This is a genomic window from Pseudorhodoferax sp. Leaf267 (genome assembly GCF_001422405.1).
Taxonomy (GTDB): domain Bacteria; phylum Pseudomonadota; class Gammaproteobacteria; order Burkholderiales; family Burkholderiaceae_C; genus Pseudorhodoferax.
Map to the genome: position 1 here is coordinate 84,892 of NZ_LMMV01000002.1, position 22,086 is coordinate 106,977.

At 69.5% G+C, this 22,086-nt stretch carries 18 protein-coding genes; 7 read left to right on the plus strand and 11 right to left on the minus strand.

Annotated elements, in window-relative coordinates:
• Positions 1 to 29: 29 nt before the first annotated feature.
• On the plus strand, positions 30 to 1,109 hold the full coding sequence (locus ASF43_RS07165; protein ID WP_056178325.1) for an adenylate/guanylate cyclase domain-containing protein: 1,080 nt from the start codon (positions 30 to 32) through the stop codon (positions 1,107 to 1,109).
• Positions 1,110 to 1,121: 12 nt separating this feature from the next.
• On the opposite strand, the gene ASF43_RS07170 is transcribed toward ASF43_RS07165, so the two are convergent.
• The 3 genes from ASF43_RS07170 to ASF43_RS07180 are packed head-to-tail and all read right to left on the minus strand — an operon-like array spanning position 1,122 to position 4,616.
• A complete protein-coding gene (locus tag ASF43_RS07170; RefSeq protein ID WP_056178763.1) occupies positions 1,122 to 2,141 on the minus strand; it encodes an ABC transporter substrate-binding protein in 1,020 nt (339 codons plus the stop codon).
• 44 nt (positions 2,142 to 2,185) lie between these two features.
• Positions 2,186 to 3,016 carry an urease accessory protein UreD gene (locus tag ASF43_RS07175; RefSeq protein ID WP_056178327.1) on the minus strand — a complete coding sequence of 277 codons (831 nt, stop codon included), beginning with the start codon at positions 3,014 to 3,016 and terminating at the stop codon, positions 2,186 to 2,188.
• Between the two features lie 7 nt (positions 3,017 to 3,023).
• Positions 3,024 to 4,616: a glucan biosynthesis protein gene (locus ASF43_RS07180; RefSeq protein ID WP_056178329.1), complete on the minus strand. Its 1,593-nt coding sequence runs from the start codon at positions 4,614 to 4,616 to the stop codon at positions 3,024 to 3,026.
• Positions 4,617 to 4,986: 370 nt separating this feature from the next.
• Here ASF43_RS07180 and ASF43_RS07185 point away from each other — a divergent pair, with 370 nt between their 5' ends.
• Positions 4,987 to 5,919, plus strand: a complete 933-nt coding sequence (locus ASF43_RS07185; protein WP_235578171.1) for an SGNH/GDSL hydrolase family protein — start codon at positions 4,987 to 4,989, stop codon at positions 5,917 to 5,919.
• Between the two features lie 46 nt (positions 5,920 to 5,965).
• Here ASF43_RS07185 and ASF43_RS07190 read toward each other — a convergent pair whose 3' ends face one another.
• Positions 5,966 to 6,241, minus strand: coding sequence for a hypothetical protein (locus tag ASF43_RS07190; RefSeq protein WP_056178332.1), 276 nt, complete (start codon positions 6,239 to 6,241; stop codon positions 5,966 to 5,968).
• Positions 6,242 to 6,439: 198 nt separating this feature from the next.
• On the opposite strand from ASF43_RS07190, the gene ASF43_RS07195 reads away from it, so the two are divergent.
• Together ASF43_RS07195 and ASF43_RS07200 are read left to right on the plus strand one after the other, a co-directional pair.
• Positions 6,440 to 6,976, plus strand: coding sequence for a GAF domain-containing protein (locus ASF43_RS07195; RefSeq protein WP_056178334.1), 537 nt, complete (start codon positions 6,440 to 6,442; stop codon positions 6,974 to 6,976).
• A gap of 19 nt (positions 6,977 to 6,995) precedes the next feature.
• Positions 6,996 to 9,296 (plus strand): bifunctional diguanylate cyclase/phosphodiesterase, encoded by a 2,301-nt coding sequence (locus ASF43_RS07200; RefSeq protein ID WP_056178336.1) that lies wholly within the window; start codon positions 6,996 to 6,998, stop codon positions 9,294 to 9,296.
• A gap of 6 nt (positions 9,297 to 9,302) precedes the next feature.
• On the opposite strand, the gene ASF43_RS07205 is transcribed toward ASF43_RS07200, so the two are convergent.
• The 6 genes from ASF43_RS07205 to ASF43_RS07230 all read right to left on the minus strand — a co-directional run bounded on the left by ASF43_RS07205 (position 9,303) and on the right by ASF43_RS07230 (position 15,916).
• Positions 9,303 to 9,800, minus strand: coding sequence for a nucleoside deaminase (locus tag ASF43_RS07205; protein WP_056178338.1), 498 nt, complete (start codon positions 9,798 to 9,800; stop codon positions 9,303 to 9,305).
• A gap of 9 nt (positions 9,801 to 9,809) precedes the next feature.
• A complete protein-coding gene (locus ASF43_RS07210) occupies positions 9,810 to 10,784 on the minus strand; it encodes a DUF2272 domain-containing protein (protein WP_056178340.1) in 975 nt (324 codons plus the stop codon).
• A gap of 49 nt (positions 10,785 to 10,833) precedes the next feature.
• A complete protein-coding gene (locus ASF43_RS07215) occupies positions 10,834 to 11,601 on the minus strand; it encodes an ABC transporter permease (RefSeq protein WP_056178342.1) in 768 nt (255 codons plus the stop codon).
• Positions 11,598 to 12,440 carry an ABC transporter ATP-binding protein gene (locus tag ASF43_RS07220; RefSeq protein ID WP_056178344.1) on the minus strand — a complete coding sequence of 281 codons (843 nt, stop codon included), beginning with the start codon at positions 12,438 to 12,440 and terminating at the stop codon, positions 11,598 to 11,600. Before ASF43_RS07220 ends, ASF43_RS07215 begins: the two co-directional genes overlap by 4 nt.
• Before the next feature lie 13 nt (positions 12,441 to 12,453).
• A complete protein-coding gene (locus tag ASF43_RS07225; protein WP_056178346.1) occupies positions 12,454 to 13,482 on the minus strand; it encodes an ABC transporter substrate-binding protein in 1,029 nt (342 codons plus the stop codon).
• 136 nt (positions 13,483 to 13,618) lie between these two features.
• On the minus strand, positions 13,619 to 15,916 hold the full coding sequence (locus ASF43_RS07230) for an NADP-dependent malic enzyme (protein ID WP_056178348.1): 2,298 nt from the start codon (positions 15,914 to 15,916) through the stop codon (positions 13,619 to 13,621).
• Positions 15,917 to 16,049: 133 nt separating this feature from the next.
• Between ASF43_RS07230 and xdhC the strand changes: the two genes are divergently transcribed.
• Complete coding sequence (gene xdhC / locus ASF43_RS07235) at positions 16,050 to 16,919, plus strand: xanthine dehydrogenase accessory protein XdhC (protein ID WP_369803246.1); 870 nt, start codon at positions 16,050 to 16,052, stop codon at positions 16,917 to 16,919.
• Here the strand turns inward: xdhC and ASF43_RS07240 are convergent.
• Positions 16,891 to 17,820: a class I SAM-dependent methyltransferase gene (locus tag ASF43_RS07240; RefSeq protein WP_056178769.1), complete on the minus strand. Its 930-nt coding sequence runs from the start codon at positions 17,818 to 17,820 to the stop codon at positions 16,891 to 16,893. The genes xdhC and ASF43_RS07240 overlap by 29 nt on opposite strands.
• A gap of 203 nt (positions 17,821 to 18,023) precedes the next feature.
• Between ASF43_RS07240 and xdhA the strand changes: the two genes are divergently transcribed.
• Together xdhA and xdhB are read left to right on the plus strand one after the other, a co-directional pair.
• Complete coding sequence (xdhA, locus tag ASF43_RS07245; RefSeq protein WP_056178350.1) at positions 18,024 to 19,601, plus strand: xanthine dehydrogenase small subunit; 1,578 nt, start codon at positions 18,024 to 18,026, stop codon at positions 19,599 to 19,601.
• The gene (gene xdhB / locus ASF43_RS07250; protein WP_056178352.1) at positions 19,598 to 22,039 is read left to right on the plus strand and encodes a xanthine dehydrogenase molybdopterin binding subunit; all 2,442 of its coding nucleotides are present in this window, start codon (positions 19,598 to 19,600) and stop codon (positions 22,037 to 22,039) included. The genes xdhA and xdhB overlap by 4 nt, the downstream gene beginning before the upstream one ends.
• Positions 22,040 to 22,086: the final 47 nt, after the last annotated feature.

Consider the following 22,086-nt stretch of genomic DNA (forward strand, 5'->3'; position numbering starts at 1 on the left):
ACCCGCTGCATTCGCAAGGATCGTTTCGCATGAACCACCCGGACCAGACCTCCGCCCTCGCTTCCGTCCTGGCCGTGCTGGCACGTGAAACCCGGGCGCCGGTTGCCCCGGCCGTGCACGCCGAGCTGGCCGCCATCCTCAACGGCGGCGAGGCCGATTCCGCGCCCGTGCAACTGTCCGTCGAGCAGCGCGAAGTGACGATCCTCGTGGCCGACCTGCGCGGCTTCACGGCACTGACGGCCACGCAGCCGGCGGGCACCATCGTGACCATGCTGAACTTGTGCCTCTCGCGCCTGTCCGAGGTGGTGTTCCGTTACGAGGGCACGATCGACAAGTTCAGCGGCGATTCGCTGACCGTGCTGTTCGGCGCACCGACCTCGCGCGAGGACGACGTGCTGCGCGCGCTGTGCTGCGCCGTGGAGATGCAGCAGGCCATGCTGGAGCTCAACAACCACTACTTGCGCCGCCAGATGCCCGAACTGCACCTGGGCATCGGCGTCAACACAGGCCAGGTCATGGCGGGCCGCTTCGGCAGCGCGGCCTATTCGGAATACGCGGTCATCGGCAACCAGGTCAGCCTGGCCTCGCGCATCGAATCGTTCAGCATGCGCGGCCAGGTGCTCATCAGCGAGAACACCTACGCGCGCAGCAATGGCGTGGCCTCGGCCACCGAGCCCAAGGACGTGTTCGTGGCCGGCAAGAGCCTGCCCGTGCAGGTGCGCGAGCTCATCGCCATCGCCTCGCGCCGGCTCAAAGTGCCGCGCCAGGAGTTCCGCCGCAGCCACCGCGTCGAAGTGCGCGTGCCCTGCCGCTTCCGCATGCTGGAGGACGGCCGCCCCGTGGGCGAGCCGCAGCGCGCGCTGATCCGCGACGTGGGCTACCACGGCCTGCTGCTCGAACTGGAGCGCCCGCTGGCGCACCAGGTGGAGGTGTCGCTCGACTTCGACCTCACGCTGGTCGACTACCACGTGGGCGATATCCGCGCCAAGATCGCCAAGGTCAAGCGCGAGGGCGAGCATCTGCTGGCAGGGCTGGAGTTCACCGCGATCAGCGCCGAAACCAACGCCAAGATCCAGATGTTCGTGCAGCTGCTCGTAGGTGCCGGCTAGGCACCTCGGCGCTCAGCGCGGCAGCGACTCGACTTCCTTCGTCCAGCGGTCGATCAGCCGGCGCCGCTCGGCCGACTTGCCGTACTTTTCGAAGTCGTACTTGATGAGTTTGACGCTGTCGATGGATGGGATGCGCGGGTCGGCCTTGAAGGTCCTGTTGGCAGGCGTCTGGAAGCTGCCCACGGTGGCGCCCACGGCCTGGCCGGCCGGGCTCATGAGCCAGTCGTAGTACTTCTGCGCATTGGCCTTGTTGCGCGCGCCCTTCACCAGCGCGATGCCGCCGATCTCGTAGCTCGTGCCCTCGCAGGGCGCGGCCGTCTTGACCGGGAATCTGTCGAGCTTCCACTTCTCGAAGTTGAATGCGAAGGTCACGCCGATGGCCACCTCGCCCTTGGCCACGTTGGGCGCCTGGGCCTGGCCGCTGCGCGTGTACTGCGTGACGTTGCGGTGCAGTTTCTTGAGGTAGTCGAAGGCGGCGTCTTCGCCCATCTGCTGCACCAGGCCCGCGATCACGGTGTAGGCGGTGCCGCTGGAGGCGGGGTGCGAGATCTCGATCTCGCCCTTGTATTCCGGCTTGATCAGGTCGGCCCAGCACTTGGGCTCGGGCAGCTTCTTCTTCTTGAGCAGGTCGGTGTTGTAGCCAAAGCCGATGGTGCTGGTGTAGAAGCCGCCGACCTGGTTGCCGCTCATGGCGTACTGGCGCACGGCCCACTCGTGCAGGTCGTTGATGTAGGCCGGGCGGTAGGCGTCCAGCAGGCCGGCCTCGGCCGCCTGCAGGAAGGGGTCGCCCGTGCCACCCCACCAGATGTCGGTCTTGGGGTTCTGCGCCTCGGCGCGCAACTGGGCACCGATCTCGCCAGTGCCCTTGTGGGCCTGGTTGACCTTGATGCCGGTCTGGCGCGTGAACTCGGCGGCTGCGGCCTCACACCAGGGGGCGTCGGTGCTGCACAGTGCATTGACGACGCCTTGCGCCTGGGCGGCGCCAGCGCCGAGCGCCAGCACGAGGGGGATGAATCGGAAGGGCAGGCGCATGCGGATCTCCTTTGCTGTCGATGGCCGCAGCGATTGTGCCGCCGCTACATCGCCCAGATCCGCGGCGGCACGGCCGGCATCTCCCAGCAGGCGCCGCGCCACGCGGCCCATACCTTCTTCATGAGGTCCATCGCCGGCTCGACTACCGGCGCCAGCGCGCGCACCACGACCACCTGCGCATGCGGGCTGGTCGCGCCCGCCATCGTGCGCAGCGCATGCGCCTCGACCACGGCACGCGCGGCATCGAGCACGCGTTCGCGGCGCACGCGTGGCAGCTTGTCGCCGCAGGCGAAGAACAGCGTGGCCATGCAGCGCTGGCCGGCCAGGCCCAAAGGCCCGTCGAGCAGGCGCTTGTCGAGCGCGTCGATGCGCGCGCGTTCCAGCCACACACCGGGCAGCTCGATGTGCTGCTGCAGACTGCCTTGAAGGAAGGGCTTGCCGGCATGGGGCAGACCCAGGGCCGTGACGTCCCAACCCATCAGTTCGGCGCCGCTCGCCAGCTGGAACTGCAAGCGGTTCTCGGCGAGGCATTGGTCATAGCACAGGGCCTCGGCCGGCAGCCATTCCAGCCGCGAGCCGCTTGCCAGCGTGAGGCGGCTGCGCTGCACGGCGGGCTCGCCGTCCGACCGGTAAAAGCGCGCCGCGCCGGGCGTGGTGACCAGGCCGTGCGCGCCGGGCGCCACGTCCACGGCGATGTCCAGCGTGTCGCCGCCGACCAGGCCGCCGGGGGGGTGCACCAGCACGTTGTGGCAGACCGCGTCGCCCTCGGGATAGAGGCTTTGCAGGATGCGCAAGGGCCCGTCGTGGCGGTGCCGCGCGACGCTGCGGCCAGCCTCCAGCCGGTAGTCCAGCGCAAGGCTGGCATGCCAGGTCATGGCGGGCTCAAGGCAGCAGCTGGTAGAGCCAGGTCTCCGACAGCGTCTGGTCCCCGTTCCTGAGGTACAGCCGCAGGTCGGCCGGGCCCGGGCCTTCGGGTGTGTAGTCGAACTGCGCGCGCCAGTGGCCGGCCACGCCATTGGGCACGGCCTCGGTGAAGACATACGAGAACTGCCCGCGCGCCGACGAGAGTACGGCCTCGGGCTTCACGCCGAACGGCAGGCTGGCCAGCGACCCGCCCAGGAACTCGACCATGAACTTGCGTACGCCCGCTGGCCGCGGCTGCCCCGGCTGGCCGCCGCGCCCCAGCCGCGTGGCCACGCAGCGCGCCAGTGGCGAGGGAAAGGGCTCGCCGTCTACCCAGTGCAGCCGGTAGCGCAGGTTGTAGCTGCTGCCGGCCTTGGCTGGCGCGCGGGGAACCCAGAACGCGCCGATGTTGTCGTGGATCTCGTCGTCGGTCGGAATCTCCACGAGCTCGACCGCGCCTTCGCCGAAGTCGGACAGCGGCTCCACCCACAGGCTGGGCCGCCGGTCGTAGTAGACGCCATCCAGGTAGTGGTCGAAGTTGCGGTCGCGCTGCATCAGGCCGAAGCCCTTGGGCGACCTGTCGCCAAAGGCCGAAATGCCGGTCGCGCCGGGGTTGTTTAGCGGTCGCCAGATGCGCTCGCCCGCGCCGTTCCACAACGCCAGGCCATCGGAATCGTGCACCTCGGGCCGCCAGTCGATGCCGCCGGGCTTGAGCTTGTCCGAGTACCAGTACATGGACGTGAGCGGCGCGATGCCCAGGCGCGCCACGTCCTTGCGCAGGAACAGCCGGCACTCGATGTCCATGACCACGGCCTTGTCACGCCGCATCGAGAAACGGTAGGCGCCCGCGATACTCGGGCCTTCCAGCAGTGCGTGGATCACGACCGTGTCCGACCCATCGGCCGGCGGCTCGAAATAGACCTGCGTGAACGACGGAAACTCCTCGGCCCGGCCCGCGGCCGCTACATCGATCGCGATGCCGCGCGCCGACAGGCCGTACTGGTACAGCTCGCCGATGGCCCGGAAATACGAAGCGCCGAGAAACGCCACCCAGTCGTTGCCCTGCCACGGCAGCTTGGCCTGGTCACCGAGCCGGCTTTCCTGAAAGCGGAACCCGGCGAAGCCAGCGCCCTGCGGCAGCGCGCGGGCCGGGCTGTCGGCAGGCATCTCGAAATAGGCCGGGTCATACAGCACTTCACGCGCGCGGCCCTGGCCACCGGGCGCGTCCAGCACGTGCATGTGGACCGGCGTCTGGAAGAAGCGCCCCAGATGGAAGAAGGTGACAGGGAAGGGGCCGGGACCGTCCTTGAACAGCGCGAACTCGGGCTTGTACTTGAGCTTGCCGTGCGCGTCGTAGTCGATGCGCTCGAGCACATCGGCCGGCAGCGGCGGTGGCGGCGCGAACGGCTTCGCGCCCAGGGCCTGGGCCTGCGCGACCAGTGCTTCGAAGGAGAAGGGCTTGGGCGGGCCCAGCTTGAGGCCGGACTGTGCCAGCGCCTCTTGTGACAATCCCAGCGCGGCAAGTGCCGCGGCGGTGCCGCCTGCGGTCATGAGAGTTCTGCGGTGCAACATGACCTGGATTTAACCAGAGGCCCGCGGGGTGCCCGCGGCCGCAGCAGTGCCCGCAGTAGTGCGAAGGAATTGGCCGGTGGTAGCCCGATCCGGTCCTGTGGTGGCGTCGGGCGCGAGGCGCACGCGATGCGGTGCGCTCCAAGGGGCGCCCAAGGGCACGCGCAGCATGGCTTCGGCCAGGGAGCTGCGGCAGACGTTGCCCATGCAGATGGTCGGGATGTTGGTGCGCAAGGTACAAGGCTCGATGTGGGTGCCGCACGGTGTCGCCCGGGCACCAAGGGCGCAACGGTGACGGACGGCGAGGAACTGCAGTACGTTCGGTCTCACGCCAGGCCCGATGCCTGGATGTAGGGGCGAAAGGTGGAATGCCATGAGGCGCAGGGAATGGTTGTTTGTCGTGTCTGCGGCCGTCGTGCTGCTGGTGCTGCTGGCGGAGGTCGCTGCGCGCTGGTCGGGCGTGCTCAGCATGCCGCTGTATCTGGCGGATCCGCAGTTGGGCTACGTGCCCCGGCCCGATCAGCAGGGGGCTCAGCTCCACAAGAACGCCTGGGTGGTCAACGAGAAGTCCATGGGCACCTCGTCCTGGTCTCCCAATGGGGCGCGAGACCTGTTGCTGCTCGGCGATTCCCTGGTATGGGGCGGCGACGCCTACGACCAGCCCGACAGGCTGGGGCCGCAGATGGAACAAGGCCTGCCGGACTGGCGTGTCTGGCCCGCTGCGGCGAACAGCTGGGCCGTGCTCAATGAGATCGCCTACCTGGACCACCACCCGGACGTGCAGGCCGAGGCCGACGTCGTGGTGTGGGTGCTGAACACGGCCGATCTGGGCGGGCGTGCGCAGTGGGCCAACCCCATCAGCCATCCGCTGGAGCGGCCGGCCAGTGCGGTGGTCTACCTGCTGCAGCGCCATGTGCTGCGCGATGTGGGCCACCTGTTCGACCGATTGAAGTGGGCTGTCATGGGGCCCGGCCCGGGCCAGCAACGGGCGCAGGTCGTGGACGCCGCCAGCGTGGCCGCCCTGGAGCGAAAGTTGCAGCAGCTGTCGGGCAAGCCCGTGCTCTTCGTGCTGGTGCCCCACCGCGCAGAGCTGGGAGAGCCCACGCCCAGATACCTGGAGTTCCGTGCAGCGCTGGTCGGTGCGCTGGGCGGCTGTTGCGGGCTGCTGGAACTGCGGGACGACCCTGGCTGGACGCTGGGGCTGTACCGGGATGAGATCCACCCGACGGTGCAAGGCAACCGGCTGCTGGCAGCGCGCATCGTGCAACGATTGGTAAAAGACGACGCATGGCGCTCACGGCAATGAGCCAGGCGCGCCCTGCATGCGCATGAAGGGTCCGTCGCCCAGCGCGTCAGGCGCGGAAGTCGTCGAACGGGTGGCGGCCGAGCTGCAAGGGGGCCTCGGGCGGTGGCGCTGCCGCGCGCAGGGCGCGCTCGCCGCGTTCGGTCAGGCCGAAGACCACGGCTTCGCCCTCGGGGCTCATGGGAGTGTTGAGCGGGCCGTGCGGCACCGAGGCCGTGATGACCTCGGCTGCCTTCAGCACGCGAACCTTGTCGACCTCGCTGGCGGTGCGGACCAGCAGGGGGAAATGCGCATTCTCGAGCTTGGCGAGATAGTCGAGCGACATGTCTTCCTCCGTTCGGTGGAAGGCCCATTCTGTCGGCCGCTGGCGGGCTTGTCGCGCGGTTTTCTGTAACGGCCCTGCTGGACACTCGGCCAAGAGCTTCGCCTTGCCGAGCCGTTGTCATAGTGCATGCAATTGCACGGTGCCTCGCTATAGTCGCTCTGGGCCCGGGCAGCTGGCGCGGGCGCGTCGGGAGTCACCATGGGCTACAGCAAGGAAGACATTCCGGACCATTTCATGCGGCGCTGGCAGGACTACGCGGACCTGATGGCCAAGGCCGCGAACGTGCCGGCCGCCTTGGTGATGCGCGTATGGCCCGAGCAGATCGAGGTGCTCGTCGCCAGCGTCAGCGACGGCAACCCCTACGACGCGCAGGAGATGAGCGACCTGGGCACGGGCCTGTACTGCGAGACCGTCATGTCCACGCGCCAGATGCTGTCGGTGCCCGATGCGCTGTCCAGCCCCGCATGGGCGCACAACCCCGACGTCGCGCTCGGCATGGTGTGCTACCTGGGGCTGCCGCTGGTCTGGCCGGACGACAGCATCTTCGGCACCGTCTGCATCCTCGACACCCACGCGGGCGGCTTCAGCGCAGCCGCGCACACGCTGCTGCAGCAGCTCAAGAACACCATCGAGGCCGATTTCCGCGCGATCGGTGCGCCCGACGGCGACGACGGCCACCCTGAACTCGCCAGCCGGTTCGAGGCAAGCGCGCGCGCCATGGCAGGGGGCCGTTAGCCCCAGCAGGAGACCGAGGGTGAACAGCCACGCCATTCCCAAGGTCTACCTGCGCAAGTGGCGCAGCACGGTGCAGACGCTGGCGGCCCTGCGCGAAGGGCAGGTCGCCACGTTGGCCGGCCTGGACGCGCAGGGGCAGCTGGTCGTGCTGCTGGCCGAGGGCGGTGGCGAGTCGGGCCGCGTGCTCGGGCTGGACGCGCACGAATGGGACGCCGTGCGGTCCCGGGCGCCGCTGGCCAGCGCGGAGGGCGAGGGCAGCTGCTGCGTCGTGTCCGTGCTCTGGCCGGACCAGTCGCTGTACGGCGTGCTGTCGGTCCGCAACGCCGCAGCCGATGCGTTCGACGCGCCGTGGCAGCAGCTCATGCAGCAGATGCGGCTCTTCATCGAAAGCGACCTGCGCACCATCCACTACGTGCGGCTGGTGGAGCAGCACAAGGAGCAGCTCGAGGGCGACATCCAGCAGCGCAACCGCGAGCTGCTGCAGGTCAACGAGCGCCTGGCTGGCGAGCTCGACAAGACCCGGCGGCTCGGCGATGTGATGCGCACGCTCACGACCAGCGGCGACGGAGGCTACGGCGAGACCTACTTTCGCAACCTGGTGCAGCAGCTGGCGCAGTTGTTCGGCGGCGACCACGCACTGGTATCGGTGGTGTCTCCGGACAAGCCCGGCCATGCGGTCACGCTCGCGGCGTACTCGGACGGGCGCTGGCGCGCCGGCTTCAGCTACCCGCTGCAGGATGGGCCCTGCCTGAACCTGCTGGGCCGGCGGCACGTGCTGGTGCCCCAGGGGCTGGGCCGGCGCTACCCGCGCGCGCGCCTGCCGCGGCTGCTGCCGGCTGACAGCTACGTCGGCGTGCAGCTGTGCGATGCGCGTGGTGGCGCGATCGGCATGCTGGTCGTCATGGGCCGCGGCGAGCTGCCCGACAGCCAGCTGGCCCTGCAGTTCATGGAACTGATGGCCACACGCACCAGCACCGAGATCCAGCGCATGCGCGCCGAGCAGCATTTGCGCCGCCTGAGCGAGGAAGACCAGCTCACCGGGCTGCTGAGCCGCGGTGCCTTCCTCGAGCGGCTGCACGGCGCGGTGGCGCAGGCGGCGGCCAGCGCCGGCTCGCTGGCGGTGCTGTTCATCGACATGGACAACTTCAAGACCGTCAACGACTCGCTGGGCCACGACCTGGGCGATGCGCTGCTGGTGCAGGCCGGGCAACGCATCCAGATGTGCTTTCGCGGCAGCGACATCGTGGCCCGGCTCGGCGGCGACGAGTTCGCCGCGCTGGTAGTGGCCGCGGACGAGGCGCAGCTGGCGGCGCTGTGCGCGCGCATCGTGCAGCGCTTCGGCGATGCCTTCTTCTGCGAAGGCCATGAGCTGTTCGTCTCGGTGAGCATCGGCGTCAGCCAGTACCCAGGCCATGGCCAGGATGCGCAGGCGCTGCTGCGCATGGCCGACGTGGCCATGTACCAGGCCAAGGACAAGGGCAAGAACCAGGTTCAGTTCTACACGACGCTGCTCAAGGACAAAGTCCAGCACGACCTGCACATGGGCACGCGGCTGCGTCATGCGCTCATCGAGAAGCAGCTGCTGGTGTTCTACCAGCCGCAGGTGGATACGCGCAGCCGCCTGATCGTCGGCGCCGAGGCGCTGCTGCGCTGGCAGGACGAGGAGCAGGGCCCCGTGCCGCCCACCGAGTTCATCGCGCTGGCCCAGCGCACCGGCAACATTGAAGCCCTGGGCGAGCTCGTCACCAGCGTGGTGGCCGGCCACCTGCGGGCCTGGCGCGACGCAGGGCTGGCCGTGCCGCCCATCGCCGTGAACGTGTCGCCGAGCCAGCTGCGCTGCGCCAGCTTTGCGAGCGGGCTGGAGCGGATGCTGCGGGCCCATGCGCTGAGCCCGTCCATGCTGACCATCGAGCTGACGGAGGACGCCTTGATGCGCAGCGGCGACGCCGGCATGGGCCCGCTGGACGAGCTGGCGCAGCGCGGCTTTCGGCTCAGCATCGATGACTTCGGCACCGGTTACTCCTCGCTGTCCTACCTGCGCAGCATGCCGATCCGCGAAGTCAAGATCGACCGCAGCTTCATCCACGGCATTGCCCAGCGCAACGACGACCGCGCCATCGCCGCCGCGATCTTGAGCCTGGCCGGGACGCTCGAGCTGGACGTGGTGGCCGAAGGGGTGGAGGACGAGTCGCAGCTCATGGTGCTGGATGCGCTGGGCTGCCGCGTCGCGCAGGGCTACCTGTTCCACCAGCCGATGCCCGAGGCGCAGTTCCGTGCGCTGCTGGCCGCGCCCGTGCGCGCGGCGGCACCCGCGCCCTGAACGCCGTCAGCGGCTCAGCCAAAAGCCGCGGTGCGTGGCCAGCATCTCGGCCTGGACCTCGGGCACCGGGCCGACCACCGCCACCGGCCGCTGGCCGCGCGCGAACACTTCGCGGCAGGGCAGGGACAGCGTGGGGTTCTCCGGGTGGGCGCCGGTAAGCGCCAGCAGGGCCGTCTCTTCGGCGCCGTAGACCACCCGGCCGATGCCGGCCCAATAGACGGTGCCGGCGCACATGGCGCATGGCTCGAAGGTGGTGACCAGCGTGCACTGCGCGAGGTAGGCGCCCGGGTAGTTGGCCGCCGCCTGCCGCGCCAGCGTGGACTCCGCATGGTTCACCGTGTCGATGTTGCCCTGCTCGGCCAGCACGGTCTCGCCGTCGGGCGCGAGCAGCAGCGCGCCGAACGGGTGCCGGCCCATGGCCATGGCGCGGCGGGCCACGCTGTCGGCGCGGCGCAGGTGGCGGGCGAGCTGGTCGGCGGTGAGCGGGGGCGCGGTGTCAGGCATCGGCCGAGCTTAGCGCCACTGCAGCAGCAGCGACCAGGGCTGGCGGCTCATGTGGCGCTCGATGCCGGCCGGCGCGCTGGGCAGGTAGCTCGGGTCCAGCAGCCGCGTGCCGGGTGCGAAGTCCAGCCGCCGGCGCGTGACCGACTGCAGCACGTTGCCGCCCACGGCCTCGAATCCGCCCGCGTCGACCTGCACGACGACGTCGCAGTGCATGGGCAGGCTTTCGCCGATGCCGACGTTGCGCTCGGCCAGCTGGGCGCCCAGGGCTTCGAAGCTGTCCAGCCCCGCGGCGCGGCCGCGCGCCTGGCAAACCAGGTCGCCCACGCGTGGCGGCGTGCGCAGCAGGTCGCAGGCACGCAGCGCGTAGGGCGTGGCGGTGCCAGCAGCCTCTTGCTGGCCGGCTGTCCAGGCCGCAGCAGCGTAGTCGGCATGGGCCTCCGAAAACGTGAACTCGTGCGTGGCGAGCCCGGCCTCGCGTGCCAGCCAGCTCACGAAGGCCGCGGACCACGGCGTGTCCACCACGGCAACCCGGTCCAGTGCCGCGGCGATGGCGCTCTGTTCGGCGGATGTGAGGCCCTGGTCGTGGCCCGCGCCCAAGCCGTGCAGGCGCGCGGCCGAGGCCAGTTCCACGGCCTGCAGCAGCAGCCCCCGGTCGGCGGGCCATAGCGCGCCGAAGCGCACCAGCGAGGGCAGGCGTTGCGCAGGGTCCACCGCCTGCCAGTAGCCCATCACGCGCTGCCACGGCGGCGGCGTGAACAGCCCGCGTGGGCTGTCCTCGGCCTCGTAGGCACCGGCCTGGGTCAGCCGGCCGTGGGCGTCCAGCGTCTGCTGCCCCCAGGCCAGGTGTTCGCGCTCGGCGGCCTGGGCCATGGCCAGCGCGCGCGGTGGCGGCGGCACGTCAGCCGTGGCCTGGCACAGGCCGGCGGCCTGGGCGCCGGCCGCGCCGCACAGCATCAAGGCGCAGAGCAGGAGGGGGCGGGCCATGGCGCGCGAGCATAGCCGCGCCGCGCATGGCCCGGGAGCGATGAGGCGATCAGGCGTTCTGCGAACCGCGGTGCGCCCAGCCCGTGGTGTGCTTCTCGATGAAGCTGAAGAGCTCGTACATCACCATCGCCATGGCGCCCACCACCAGCAGGCCGGCAAAGGCCAGGCCCATCTGCATGGCCGAGCCGGCCGAGATCAGCAGGTAGCCGATGCCCTCGTTGGCGGCCGTCATCTCCGACACCGTGGTGCCCACGAAGGCCAGCGTGATCGCAACCTTGAGCGAGCCGTAGAAGTAGGGCATGGAGCGCGGCAGGCCGACCTTCATGAGCACGTCCCAGCGCTTGGCGCCCAGCACGCGCAGCACGTCTTCCAATTCCGGCTCCAGCGTGGCCAGGCCGGTCGCGATGTTCACCATGATGGGGAAGAACGAGATCAGGAAGGCCGTGAGGATCGCCGGACCCACGCCGATGCCGAACCACACCACGAGGATGGGTACGAAGGCGGCCTTGGGCAGCGCGTTGAAGGCCGTCATGAGCGGGTACACCGCCGCATACGCCAGGCGCGAGCTGCCGATCACGAAGCCCAGCAGCACGCCGACCACGATGGCCAGGCCAAAGCCCGCCATCGTCACCCAGAAGGTGCGCCAGGCATGGCCGGCGATGATGGTCTTGAACTCCCAGAACTGCTCCCAGATGCGCATCGGGCTCGGGAAGATGAATTCGGAGACATTGAAGGCCGAGCAGATGAACTGCCACAGCATGATGACCACCACCAGCAGCAGCCAGGGCGACCAGGCTTCGACGTACTTCTTGTTCATACGGGCAATGCGTTTTCCGAGGGCTTGGCAGCACCGCTGCGAATGGCACCGATGTGGCTGCGCAGCTCCAGCACGATGTCGGTGAACTCCTTGGTGTAGGTCACTTCCAGCTCGCGCGGGCGCGCCAGCTCGATCTCGCGCTTGACGACGAAGCGGCCCGGGCTCTTGCTCATCACGTAGACCGTGTCGGCCAGGAACACCGACTCGCGCAGGTCGTGCGTGACCAGGATCACGTTGAACTGCTGCTCGGTCCACAGGTCGCGCAGGATGCACCACAGCTCCTCGCGCGTGAAGGCGTCCAGCGCGCCGAAGGGCTCGTCCAGCAGCAGCATCTTGGGCTCGTGGATCAGGGCGCGGCAGATACTGGCGCGCTGCTGCATGCCGCCCGACAGCTGCCAGGGGAACTTGTCTTCGTAGCCCGCCAGGCCCACCTTCTGCAGCAGCTGGCGGGCGCGCTCCTCGTACTGCTTGCGGTTCTTCTTGAAGCTGGAGCGGTAGGGCTCCACGATCTCCAGCGGCAGCAGCACGTTGTCGACCGTGGTACGCCAGGGCAGCAGCGAGGGCGCCTGGAAGGCCATGCCCGAGATCTTCAGCGGGCCGGTGACCGGCGCGCCGTCGATCAGGATCTTGCCCATCGACGGCATCTTCAGGCCCGTGGTCAGCTTCATGAAGGTCGACTTGCCGCAGCCCGAAGGCCCGACGATGGCGATGAACTCGCCACGCCTGACCTTCAGGTCGATGGCCTCGACGGCAAAGTGGTTCTCGCGCAGCAGCTGCTCGTTGTAGGCGAGCCAGACATCACGGAAGTCGACGAAGTAAGGGGCTTGGGTAGGCGGCATCGGGGTGCGGCCCTTACTTCTTGGGCAGCACGTTGAGTTCCGCCGCGCTGGGCAGGAACGAGGCGTTCCAGATGGCTTCCGGGTTCACGCGCGTCTTGGTGCCGAAGGCGTCGGACACCTGCGAGGCCATCAGCGTGAGGCGCGGGCCGTTGACCTGGCCGAAGCCCTCGGCGCGGGCATTGGGGCTGTTGACCACGGTGTCGATGGCCAGCTGCAAACGGCGCGTTTCCATCGGCACGTTGATGATGCCGTCGCGTGCCTTCACGTCGGCAATGGCGGCGGCGGGGTTGGCGATCACGTCCTTGGCGCCCTTGGCAAACGCGGAGAGGAAAGCCTTCACGGCGGCCGGGTTCTCCTTGACCATCTTGGGCGAGGCGATGACCACGTTGCCGTACAGCTTCACGCCGTACTGGGGGTAGGGCAGCACGACCACGTCCTCGGCCTTCACGCCGCGGGCTTCCAGGTTCAACAGTGAGGTGAAGGTAAAGCCGGTGATGGCGTCGATGTCGCCGCGCACCAGCATGGTCTCGCGCAGCGGCGGGTCCATGGCCGTCCACTGCACGTTGGCGACGTTGTTGGCCTTGGCGAAGATGGGGAAGGCGCGGCGGCCGGCGTCGAACACGGGCGCGCCCAGCTTCTTGCCCGACAGGTCGGCCGGGGTCTTGATCCCGCTCTTCTTGAGCGCCATGACCGAGGCCGGCGTGTCGTTGTAGACCATCATCACGGCCACCGGCTTGTTCGGTGCGTCGGGGTTGTTGGCGTGGAACTCCATGAGCGCGGCCAGGTCGGCGAAGCCCATGTCGTAGGCGCCCGAGGCCACGCGCGTCACGGTGCCGCCCGAGCCGTTGCCGGCGTCGATCGTCACGTCCAGCTTCGCGTCCTTGAAGTAGCCCTTGGCAGCCGGCGTCAGGAAGAGCGCAGCCGGGCCTTCGAAGCGCCAGTCGAGCTGGAACTTGATCGGCGTGTTCTGGGCGTGCGCGGACAGGCCCATGCTGAGTGCGGACGCGGCGAAAAGGGACTGGAGGAGTTGGCGCTTGTTCATCGGTGTGGTGCGGTGAGTGGACCGGGGATTCAAGCAATATCGATGCCGGCACGCTATTGGTGCCTTTACCAACAATTGGAAGCAAAACGCCCCGCCGCGGTGCACCGCGGCAGGGCGTTTCGGCAGGGGCTTGCCCTTACTTGGTGATGTTGGCGTCTGCTACGGCCAGGGCCGTCATGTTGACCACGCGGCGCACGGTGGCCGATGGCGTGAGCACATGGGCGGGCTTGGCGGCGCCCAGCAGGATGGGGCCGACCGTGACCCCGTTGGCGCCCGTCATCTTGAGCACGTTGAACAGGATGTTCGCGGCGTCCAGGTTGGGGCAGATCAGCAGGTTGGCCTCGCCCGTGAGCTTGCTGTCGGGCAGCACGCTGCGGCGCACCTCTTCGGACAGCGCCGAGTCACCATGCATCTCGCCTTCGCATTCGACATCGGGCGCCAGCTCGGCGAACAGCTCGCGCGCCTTGCGCATCTTGCGCGCCGAGGCGCGCTCGGACGTGCCGAAGTTGGAATGCGACAGGAACGCCACCTTGGGCGGCAGGCCGAAGCGGCGCACCTCTTCGGCGGCCATCACGGCAATCTGGGCCAGCTCTTCGGCTGTGGGGTCGTCGTGCACGTTGGTGTCGGCCACGAACAGCGTGTACTTGTCCAGCGTCAGTGCGTTCAGCGTGGCGAAGCCGGGGCCGTCCTTCTGCGTGCCCAGCAGCTGGTCCAGGATCTTCAGGTGGCTGTCGAAGCGGCCGACCAGGCCGCACAGCATGGCGTCGGCATCGCCCAGGTGCACCATGAGCGCGGCGATGGTGGTGTTGGAGCGGCGCACCATGGCCTTGGCGGCCTCGGGCGTGATGCCGCGCCGGCCCATCAGCGCGTGGTAGGCCTCCCAGTACTGGCGGAAGCGTGGGTCGTTCTCGGGGTCCACGACCTCGGCGTCGCGCTCCAGGTTCAGGTGCAGGCCGGCCTTCTTGATGCGCGCGGCGATGATGTCCGGCCGGCCGATCAGGATGGGCTTGGCCAGGCCTTCGTCCACCGCCAGCTGGGCGGCGCGCAGCACGCGGTCGTCCTCGCCCTCGGCATAGGCCACGCGCTTGTGGGCGGCCAGCTTGGCGGCCGTGAACACCGGGCGCATGAACATGCCGGTGTGGTAGACGAAGCGCTGCAGGTGCTGGGCGTACGCCTCCAGGTCCTCGATGGGGCGCGTGGCCACGCCGGATGCCGCGGCGGCCTTGGCCACGGCGGGGGCGATGCGCAGGATCAGCCGCGAGTCGAAGGGCGTGGGGATCAGGTAGTCGGGGCCGAACGAGAGCTCCTTGCCAGCATAGGCGGTGGCCACTTCCTCGCTAATGTCGGCCTTGGCCAGCTCGGCGATCTGGCGCACGCAGGCCAGCTTCATTTCTTCGGTGATCTTGGTGGCGCCGCAATCCAGGGCGCCGCGGAAGATGTACGGGAAGCACAGGACGTTGTTGACCTGGTTGGGGTAGTCGGACCGGCCGGTGGCGATGATGCAGTCCGGCCGCACCGCCTTGGCCAGCTCGGGGCGGATCTCGGGTTCGGGGTTGGCCAGGGCCAGGATGATGGGCTTGTCGGCCATGGTCTTGACCATGTCGGCGGTCAGCACGCCGGCGGCGGAGCAGCCCAGGAACACGTCGGCGCCGTTGACCGCGTCGGCCAGCGTGCGGGCCGAGGTGTCCTGCGCGTACTTCTCCTTGGACACGTCGAAGCCACCGGGGCGGCCCTGGTAGATCACGCCCTTGGAGTCCACCGCGTAGATGTTCTTGCGCTGCACGCCCAGGCCGACCATCACGTCCAGGCAGGCGATGGCGGCGGCGCCGGCGCCGGAGACGGCGACCTTCACGTCCTCGATCTTCTTGCTCACCAGTTCCAGCCCGTTGAGCAGGGCGGCCGAGGAGATGATGGCCGTGCCGTGCTGGTCGTCATGGAACACCGGGATGTTCATGCGCTCGCGCAGCTTCTGCTCGATGTAGAAGCACTCGGGCGCCTTGATGTCTTCCAGGTTCACGCCGCCCAGCGTGGGCTCCATGGCGGCGATGATCTCGACCAGCTTGTCGGGGTCGTTCTCGGCCAGTTCGATGTCGAACACGTCGATGCCGGCGAACTTCTTGAACAAGCAGCCCTTGCCTTCCATCACCGGCTTGGAGGCCAGAGGCCCGATGTTGCCCAGGCCGAGCACGGCCGTGCCGTTCGTGATCACGCCGACGAGGTTGCCGCGCGAGGTGTATTCGGCCGCCAGGCTGGGGTCGGCCTCGATGTCCAGGCAGGGGTACGCCACGCCAGGGGAATAGGCCAGCGACAGGTCGCGCTGGTTCAGCAACGGCTTGGTGGGCGTGACCGAAATCTTGCCCTTGCTGGGGGCGCGGTGGTACTCGCGCGCGGCGTCGCGCAGGGCCTGCTCGGCGGGTGACAACTCTTTGCTCACATTGGACTCCTCGTAAGAAAACGCGGGGGCTAGCCTACTCCATGCATGGCCGCATTCCGGCCCGTGTTCATAGGGAATTACCAGTTGTTCGTATACGTGCGGTCACATACCGCGCGGCATCACGGCATGCAGAATGCCGGCCATGCTGCCGCCCCCCGCGCTCGACGATTGCCTGGCCCGCCTTGCACGCGAAGAGGGTGTGCTGGTCAGCGTTGCGGCGACCCAGGGCTCGGCGCCGCGCGAGGCCGGCACCTGGATGGCGGTGTGGCGCGCGGCGCTGACCGGCACCATCGGCGGCGGCCAGCTCGAATACCAGGCCATCGCCGCGGCGCGCGCGCTGCTCGACGGTGCGGGCGATGCGCCGACACAAGACGCCGCGCTGCGCTACCCCCTGGGGCCGAGCCTGGGCCAGTGCTGCGGCGGCGTGGTCTTCCTGCGCTACCGGCGCATCACGGCGGCCGACGCGCCGTCGCTGCGGCGCGAGCTGACGGCGTCCCTGGCACCGGTCGCGCTGTTCGGCGGCGGCCATGTGGGCGCGGCCATCGTGCGGCTGCTGGCCGGGCTGCCCTATGCCGTGCGCTGGATCGACAGCCGCGACGGTGTGTTCCCCGACGCCGTGCCGGCCCAGGTCGAGACCGAGTCCAGCGAGCCGGTGCAGGCGGCCGTGGCCGCGCTGCCGGCGCATGCACGCGTGCTCATCATGAGCTTCAGCCACGCCGAGGACCTGGACATCGTGATCGCCTGCCTGCAGCGCCTGCGCACCCGCGGCGACCTGCCCTACGTGGGCCTGATCGGCAGCCAGACGAAGTGGGCGACCTTCCGCCACCGGCTGCAGGCGCGCGGCTTCACCGAGGTGGAGCTCGCGCGCATCACGTGCCCGATCGGCGTGCCCGGCATCACGGGCAAGGAGCCCGAGGTGATCGCCGTGGCCGTGGCGGCGCAGCTGCTGCAGGTGGCGCCGCCGAACGCGGCCTTCACGGCAGCCGGTACGCCAGCACCTTGAGGCTGCGCTGTTCGTCGGCATCGGCGAACACGGGCGGGTTGGCCACGCGTTCGACGAACTCCAATGCGGGCGCGTGCTCAGCCACCAGCGCTGTCAGGAAGTTCAGGCCCAGCTCGGGCGCGTTCAGGCACAGCAACGCATGGCCGCCGTGCATCAGCAGCTCGGGCAGGCGGCGCACCACGCGCGCGTAGTCCTTGGTGGCGACGAAGCTGCCCTTCTGGTAGCTGGGCGGGTCCACCACGATCAGGTCGTAGGCGCCGCCGCGCGCGATCTTGCCCCAGCTGCTGAACACGTCGTGCGCTGCGAAGCTGGCGCCGGCCGCCACGCCGTTGAGCTGGTGGTTCTGCTGGCCGATGGCGATGGCGCCGCGGCTCATGTCCATGTTGAGCACCTGGCCGGCGCCGGCCAGCCGCGCCACGACCGAGAACGCGCAGGTGTAGGCGAACAGGTTCAGCACGCGCATGCGCGCGGGCTCAGGGTGGGCGGCGACGGTGCGGCGCACCCAGTCGCGGCCGGCCGCCATGTCGGGGAACAGGCCGTGGTTCTGCCCACGCAGCACATGCACCAGGTAGCGCGCGCCGTGTTCGGTCACGACATGGGGCTGCGGCACGGCGCCGGCCATGAGCCGCGTGTCGGCCTGGCCGCCGGGCTGGCGGGTCTGCAGCACCCAGTTCAAGGGCTGGCCGGGCGCGACCTGCTGCCAGCGCTGGTGCAGGGCGTCGCCGATGGCGGCCTCGCGGTCGCCGTCCAGCGGGGCGAAGCTGGTCAGCAGCAGCACGGGGGGGAACGCGTCCAGCACCAGATGTTCGCAGCCCGGGTGCAGGCCGCCACGGCCGTGGAAGATGCGCTGGGCATCGGTGGGCGGGTCCATCCGGGCGATGGCGTCGAGCAGGGCTTGCATGGGCATGGGTGTGGCGCGGGGCGCCGATTGTGGCCGCTGGCTTGGCACAGGCATTGCATCGCTGGCCCCAGGGTTAACCCGGGGCATGCATAACGCAGCACGCATAGGCACTATGGTGGTCCTGGTATGGCGCGATGCGCTCAAACCGGGACCATCCGACACCGGGCAACGATGGCACCGAAATCTTCCCCACGAGCATGCACATGAACCATCCGACCACCACGCAACCGATCCGCTTCTACCACCAGGGCCAGGTGGTCGACGTCAGCGACGTGCACCCCACGCGTTCCGTGCTGGACTGGCTGCGCGAGGACGCGCACTGCACCGGCACCAAGGAGGGCTGCAACGAAGGCGACTGCGGCGCCTGCACCGTCGTGCTCGGCGAGTTGGACGCATCCGCCGAGGGCGGCCTCAAGCTCTCCACCGTGAACGCCTGCATCCAGTTCGTGCCCACGCTGCACGGCAAGGCGCTGTTCACGGTGGAAGACCTGAAACCGCAGTGCGCCAGGACCTGCCAGCCCCCGGCCGCCGGCGCGCCTGACCCGCTGCACCCCGTGCAGCAGGCCATGGTGGACTGTCACGGCTCGCAGTGCGGCTTCTGCACGCCGGGCTTCGTGATGTCGCTGTGGTCCACCTACGAGCAGCACCAGGGCCAGGGCACGCGGCCCACGCGCCAGCAGCTGGCCGACGACCTGTCGGGCAACCTGTGCCGCTGCACGGGCTACCGCCCCATCCTGGACGCGGGCCAGCGCATGTTCGACCTGCCCGCCGTGCGGCTGGACACGGCCCCCGTGGTGCAGGCGCTGCAAGGCCTGCAGCGCAGCGGCACGCTGGATTACGCGGCGCCGCTGGGCCAGCGCGTGGACCGCTTCCTGGCGCCGACCGGCCTGGCCGAATTCGCCGCGCTGCGCCAAGCCCATCCGCAGGCGCGGCTGCTGGCTGGCTCCACCGACATCGGCCTGTGGGTCAACAAGCAGTTCCGCGACCTGGGCGACATCCTGTACATCGGCGACGTGGCCGAGCTCAAGCGCATCGAGGAGCGGCCGGGCGAGCTGTACATCGGCGCCGGTGCCTCGCTCGAAGACGCCTGGCGCGCGCTGGTGCAGCGCGTGCCGCAGCTCACCGACGTGTGGCTGCGCTTCGCCTCGCCGCCGATCCGCCACGCCGGCACCATGGGAGGCAACGTGGCCAACGGCTCGCCGATCGGCGACGCGCCGCCCGTGCTGATGGCGCTGGACGCGGTCATCGAGCTGCGCCGCGGCGACCAGGTGCGCCGCATGCCACTGCAGGATTTCTACCTCGATTACATGAAGAACGCGCTGCAGAGCGGCGAGTTCGTGCAGGGGCTGGCTGTGCCGCTGGCCGCGATGCAGCGCCAGGTGCGGGCCTACAAGATCAGCAAGCGCTTCGACTGCGATATCTCGGCCCTGTGTGCGGGTCTGGCGATCACGCTGGACGGCGACACCGTGCAGGCCGTGCGCCTGGCCTATGGCGGCATGGCCGCCACGGTGCGCCGTGCGCAGCAGGCCGAGGCCGCGCTGATGGGCCAGCCCTGGAACCAGGCCAGCGTGCGCGCTGCCCAGGCCGCGCTGGCGCAGGATTTCAAGCCGCTGTCGGACATGCGCGCCAGCGCCGACTACCGCCTGCAGGTCGCGCAGAACCTGCTGCAGCGCTTCTGGCTGGAGACGCGCAGCCAGGACGCCCTGGCCCCCGAGGCCACCAGCGTGTGGAGCGTGATGCCCCACGCCATCGCCCAGCAACCCGCCGGAGCCACGCCATGAACAAGTCCCTGGACCCCGCGCTGCTGCAGGCCGCGCAATCCTTCGCCGACTACCAGCACAACGTGGCCGCGCGCATCGACGCGCAGGCCGAGGCGCGTGCGCACGAGGACGGTGCACGCGTGGGCATCAGCCGCCCGCACGAGTCTGCCCACCTGCACGTGGCCGGCGAGGCGCCCTACATCGACGACCTGCCCGAGCTGGCCGGCACGCTGCACTGCGCGCTGGGCCTGTCGCCCGTCGCGCATGGCCGGCTCACGGCGCTGTCGCTGGAGGCGATCCGCGCCATGCCCGGCGTGGTGGACGTGCTGAGCGCGGCCGACATCCCGGGCACGAACGACTGCGGCTCCATCATCCATGACGACCCCATCCTGTGCGACGGCGAAGTGCGCTACCTGGGCCAGCCGATCTTCGCCGTGGTCGCCCGCACACGCGACGAAGCGCGCCGCGCCGCCGCGCGCGCCAAGCAGGCCGTGACCATCGAGGAAGCGCCGCCCGTGCTGACGCCGCGCGACGCCCATGCGTGCGGCCAGTACGTGCTGCCGCCCTCGCACCTGTCGCGCAGCGCCAGCGCCGGCGTGCACGGCGCGCCGGCCAATGCCGCCGTGCGCGCCGCCATCGCTGCCGCGCCGTACAAGCTCAAGAGCAGCTTCGACGTCGGCGGGCAGGAGCAGTTCTACCTGGAAGGCCAGATCAGCTACGCCATCCCCAAAGAGGGCGGCGCCATGCACGTCTACTGCTCCACCCAGCACCCGAGCGAGATGCAGCACCTGGTGGCCCACGCGCTGCACCTGCATGCGAACGAGGTGCACGTGGAGTGCCGGCGCATGGGCGGCGGATTCGGCGGCAAGGAATCGCAGTCCGGCCTGTTCGCCTGCGTGGCCGCAGTGGCCGCGCGCAAGCTGCGCCGCCCGGTCAAGCTGCGGCTGGACCGCGACGACGACTTCATGGTCACGGGCCGGCGCCATTGCTTCTGGTACGAGTACGAGGTCGGCTTCGACGACGAGGGCCGCGTGCTCGGCGCCGAGATCACCATGGTCTCGCGCGCCGGCCACTCGGCCGACCTGTCGGGCCCGGTCATGACGCGCGCGCTGTGCCACTTCGACAATGCCTACTGGCTGCCCGAGGTCGCCATGCACGGCTACTCGGGCAAGACCAACACGCAGAGCAACACGGCCTTTCGCGGCTTCGGCGGCCCGCAGGGCGCGATCGCGATCGAGAACATCATGGACAGCGTGGCGCGCCAGCTGGGCCGCGACCCGCTGGACGTGCGGCGCAACAACTTCTACGGCCAGGGCGAGCGCAACATCACGCCCTACGGCCAGACGGTCAGCGACAACATCGTGCACGAGCTCGTCGCGCAGCTGGAGGCCAGCAGCGACTACCGCGCGCGGCGCGAGGCCGTGGCCGCGTTCAACGCCACGAGCCCCGTGCTCAAACGCGGAATCGCGCTGGCGCCGCTCAAGTTCGGCATCAGCTTCAACGTCAAGCACTTCAACCAGGCCGGCGCGTTGGTGCATGTCTACAACGATGGCTCCATCCTCGTGAACCACGGCGGCACCGAGATGGGGCAGGGCCTGAACACCAAGGTGGCGCAGGTTGTCGCGCACGAGCTGGGCGTGCATTTCGACAGCGTGCGCGTGACGGCGACGGACACGACCAAGGTGGCCAACACCTCGGCCACGGCCGCGTCCACCGGCGCCGACCTGAACGGCAAGGCCGCACAGGATGCCGCGCGCCAGATCCGCGAGCGGCTGGCCGCATGCGCCGCCGCGCGCCATGGCGGCAAGCCCGAAGACGTGCGCTTCGCCAACGGCAAGGTGTTCGTGAACGGCCGTGAGCTGGGCTTCGACACCCTCGTCGGCGAGGCGTACCTGGACCGCGTGCAGCTGTGGTCCGACGGCTTCTACGCCACCCCGGGCCTGAGCTGGGACAAGGACACGCTGCAGGGCCGGCCGTTTTTCTACTACGCCTATGGCGCGGCGGTGAGCGAGGTGGTGGTCGACACGCTGACCGGCGAGTTCAAGCTGCTGCGCGCCGACATCCTGCATGATGCGGGCAAGTCGCTGAATCCGGCCGTGGACATCGGCCAAGTGGAGGGCGCGTTCATCCAGGGCATGGGCTGGCTCACGACCGAGGAACTGGTGTGGCACCCGCAGAGCGGCAAGCTGACCACGCACGCGCCCAGCACCTACAAGATCCCGACGGCCAACGACTGCCCCCCGGTGCTGAACGTGCGGCTGTTCGAGGGCCCGAACTTCGAGGACTCGATCCACCGCAGCAAGGCCGTGGGCGAGCCGCCACTGCTGCTGCCGTTCTCCGTGTTCTTCGCGATCCGCGACGCCGTGTCGGCCGCTGGCGGGCACCGCGTCGACCCGCCGCTGCAGGCGCCGGCGACCTGCGAGTCCATCCTGCGCGCGATCACGGCCGTGCAGGCCTGATGCCTGCGCCCATGTCTTCCGTGGTATCACTGGCCGCGCCGGCGCTG

Bases quoted from the DNA above. Each gene is read 5' to 3' on its own strand.
- ASF43_RS07220 (WP_056178344.1), bottom strand. From the start codon at position 12,440: ATGCCGCCTACCCAAGCCCCTTACTTCGTCGACTTCCGTGATGTCTGG.
- ASF43_RS07210 (WP_056178340.1), bottom strand. From the start codon at position 10,784: ATGGCCCGCCCCCTCCTGCTCTGCGCCTTGATGCTGTGCGGCGCGGCC.
- xdhA (WP_056178350.1), top strand. From the start codon at position 18,024: ATGAACCATCCGACCACCACGCAACCGATCCGCTTCTACCACCAGGGC.
- ASF43_RS07240 (WP_056178769.1), bottom strand. From the start codon at position 17,820: ATGCAAGCCCTGCTCGACGCCATCGCCCGGATGGACCCGCCCACCGAT.
- ASF43_RS07215 (WP_056178342.1), bottom strand. From the start codon at position 11,601: ATGAACAAGAAGTACGTCGAAGCCTGGTCGCCCTGGCTGCTGCTGGTG.
- ASF43_RS07195 (WP_056178334.1), top strand. From the start codon at position 6,440: ATGGGCTACAGCAAGGAAGACATTCCGGACCATTTCATGCGGCGCTGG.
- ASF43_RS07205 (WP_056178338.1), bottom strand. From the start codon at position 9,800: ATGCCTGACACCGCGCCCCCGCTCACCGCCGACCAGCTCGCCCGCCAC.
- xdhB (WP_056178352.1), top strand. From the start codon at position 19,598: ATGAACAAGTCCCTGGACCCCGCGCTGCTGCAGGCCGCGCAATCCTTC.
- ASF43_RS07180 (WP_056178329.1), bottom strand. From the start codon at position 4,616: ATGTTGCACCGCAGAACTCTCATGACCGCAGGCGGCACCGCCGCGGCA.
- ASF43_RS07175 (WP_056178327.1), bottom strand. From the start codon at position 3,016: ATGACCTGGCATGCCAGCCTTGCGCTGGACTACCGGCTGGAGGCTGGC.
- ASF43_RS07170 (WP_056178763.1), bottom strand. From the start codon at position 2,141: ATGCGCCTGCCCTTCCGATTCATCCCCCTCGTGCTGGCGCTCGGCGCT.
- ASF43_RS07225 (WP_056178346.1), bottom strand. From the start codon at position 13,482: ATGAACAAGCGCCAACTCCTCCAGTCCCTTTTCGCCGCGTCCGCACTC.
- ASF43_RS07190 (WP_056178332.1), bottom strand. From the start codon at position 6,241: ATGTCGCTCGACTATCTCGCCAAGCTCGAGAATGCGCATTTCCCCCTG.
- ASF43_RS07185 (WP_235578171.1), top strand. From the start codon at position 4,987: ATGAGGCGCAGGGAATGGTTGTTTGTCGTGTCTGCGGCCGTCGTGCTG.
- ASF43_RS07165 (WP_056178325.1), top strand. From the start codon at position 30: ATGAACCACCCGGACCAGACCTCCGCCCTCGCTTCCGTCCTGGCCGTG.
- xdhC (WP_369803246.1), top strand. From the start codon at position 16,050: ATGCCGGCCATGCTGCCGCCCCCCGCGCTCGACGATTGCCTGGCCCGC.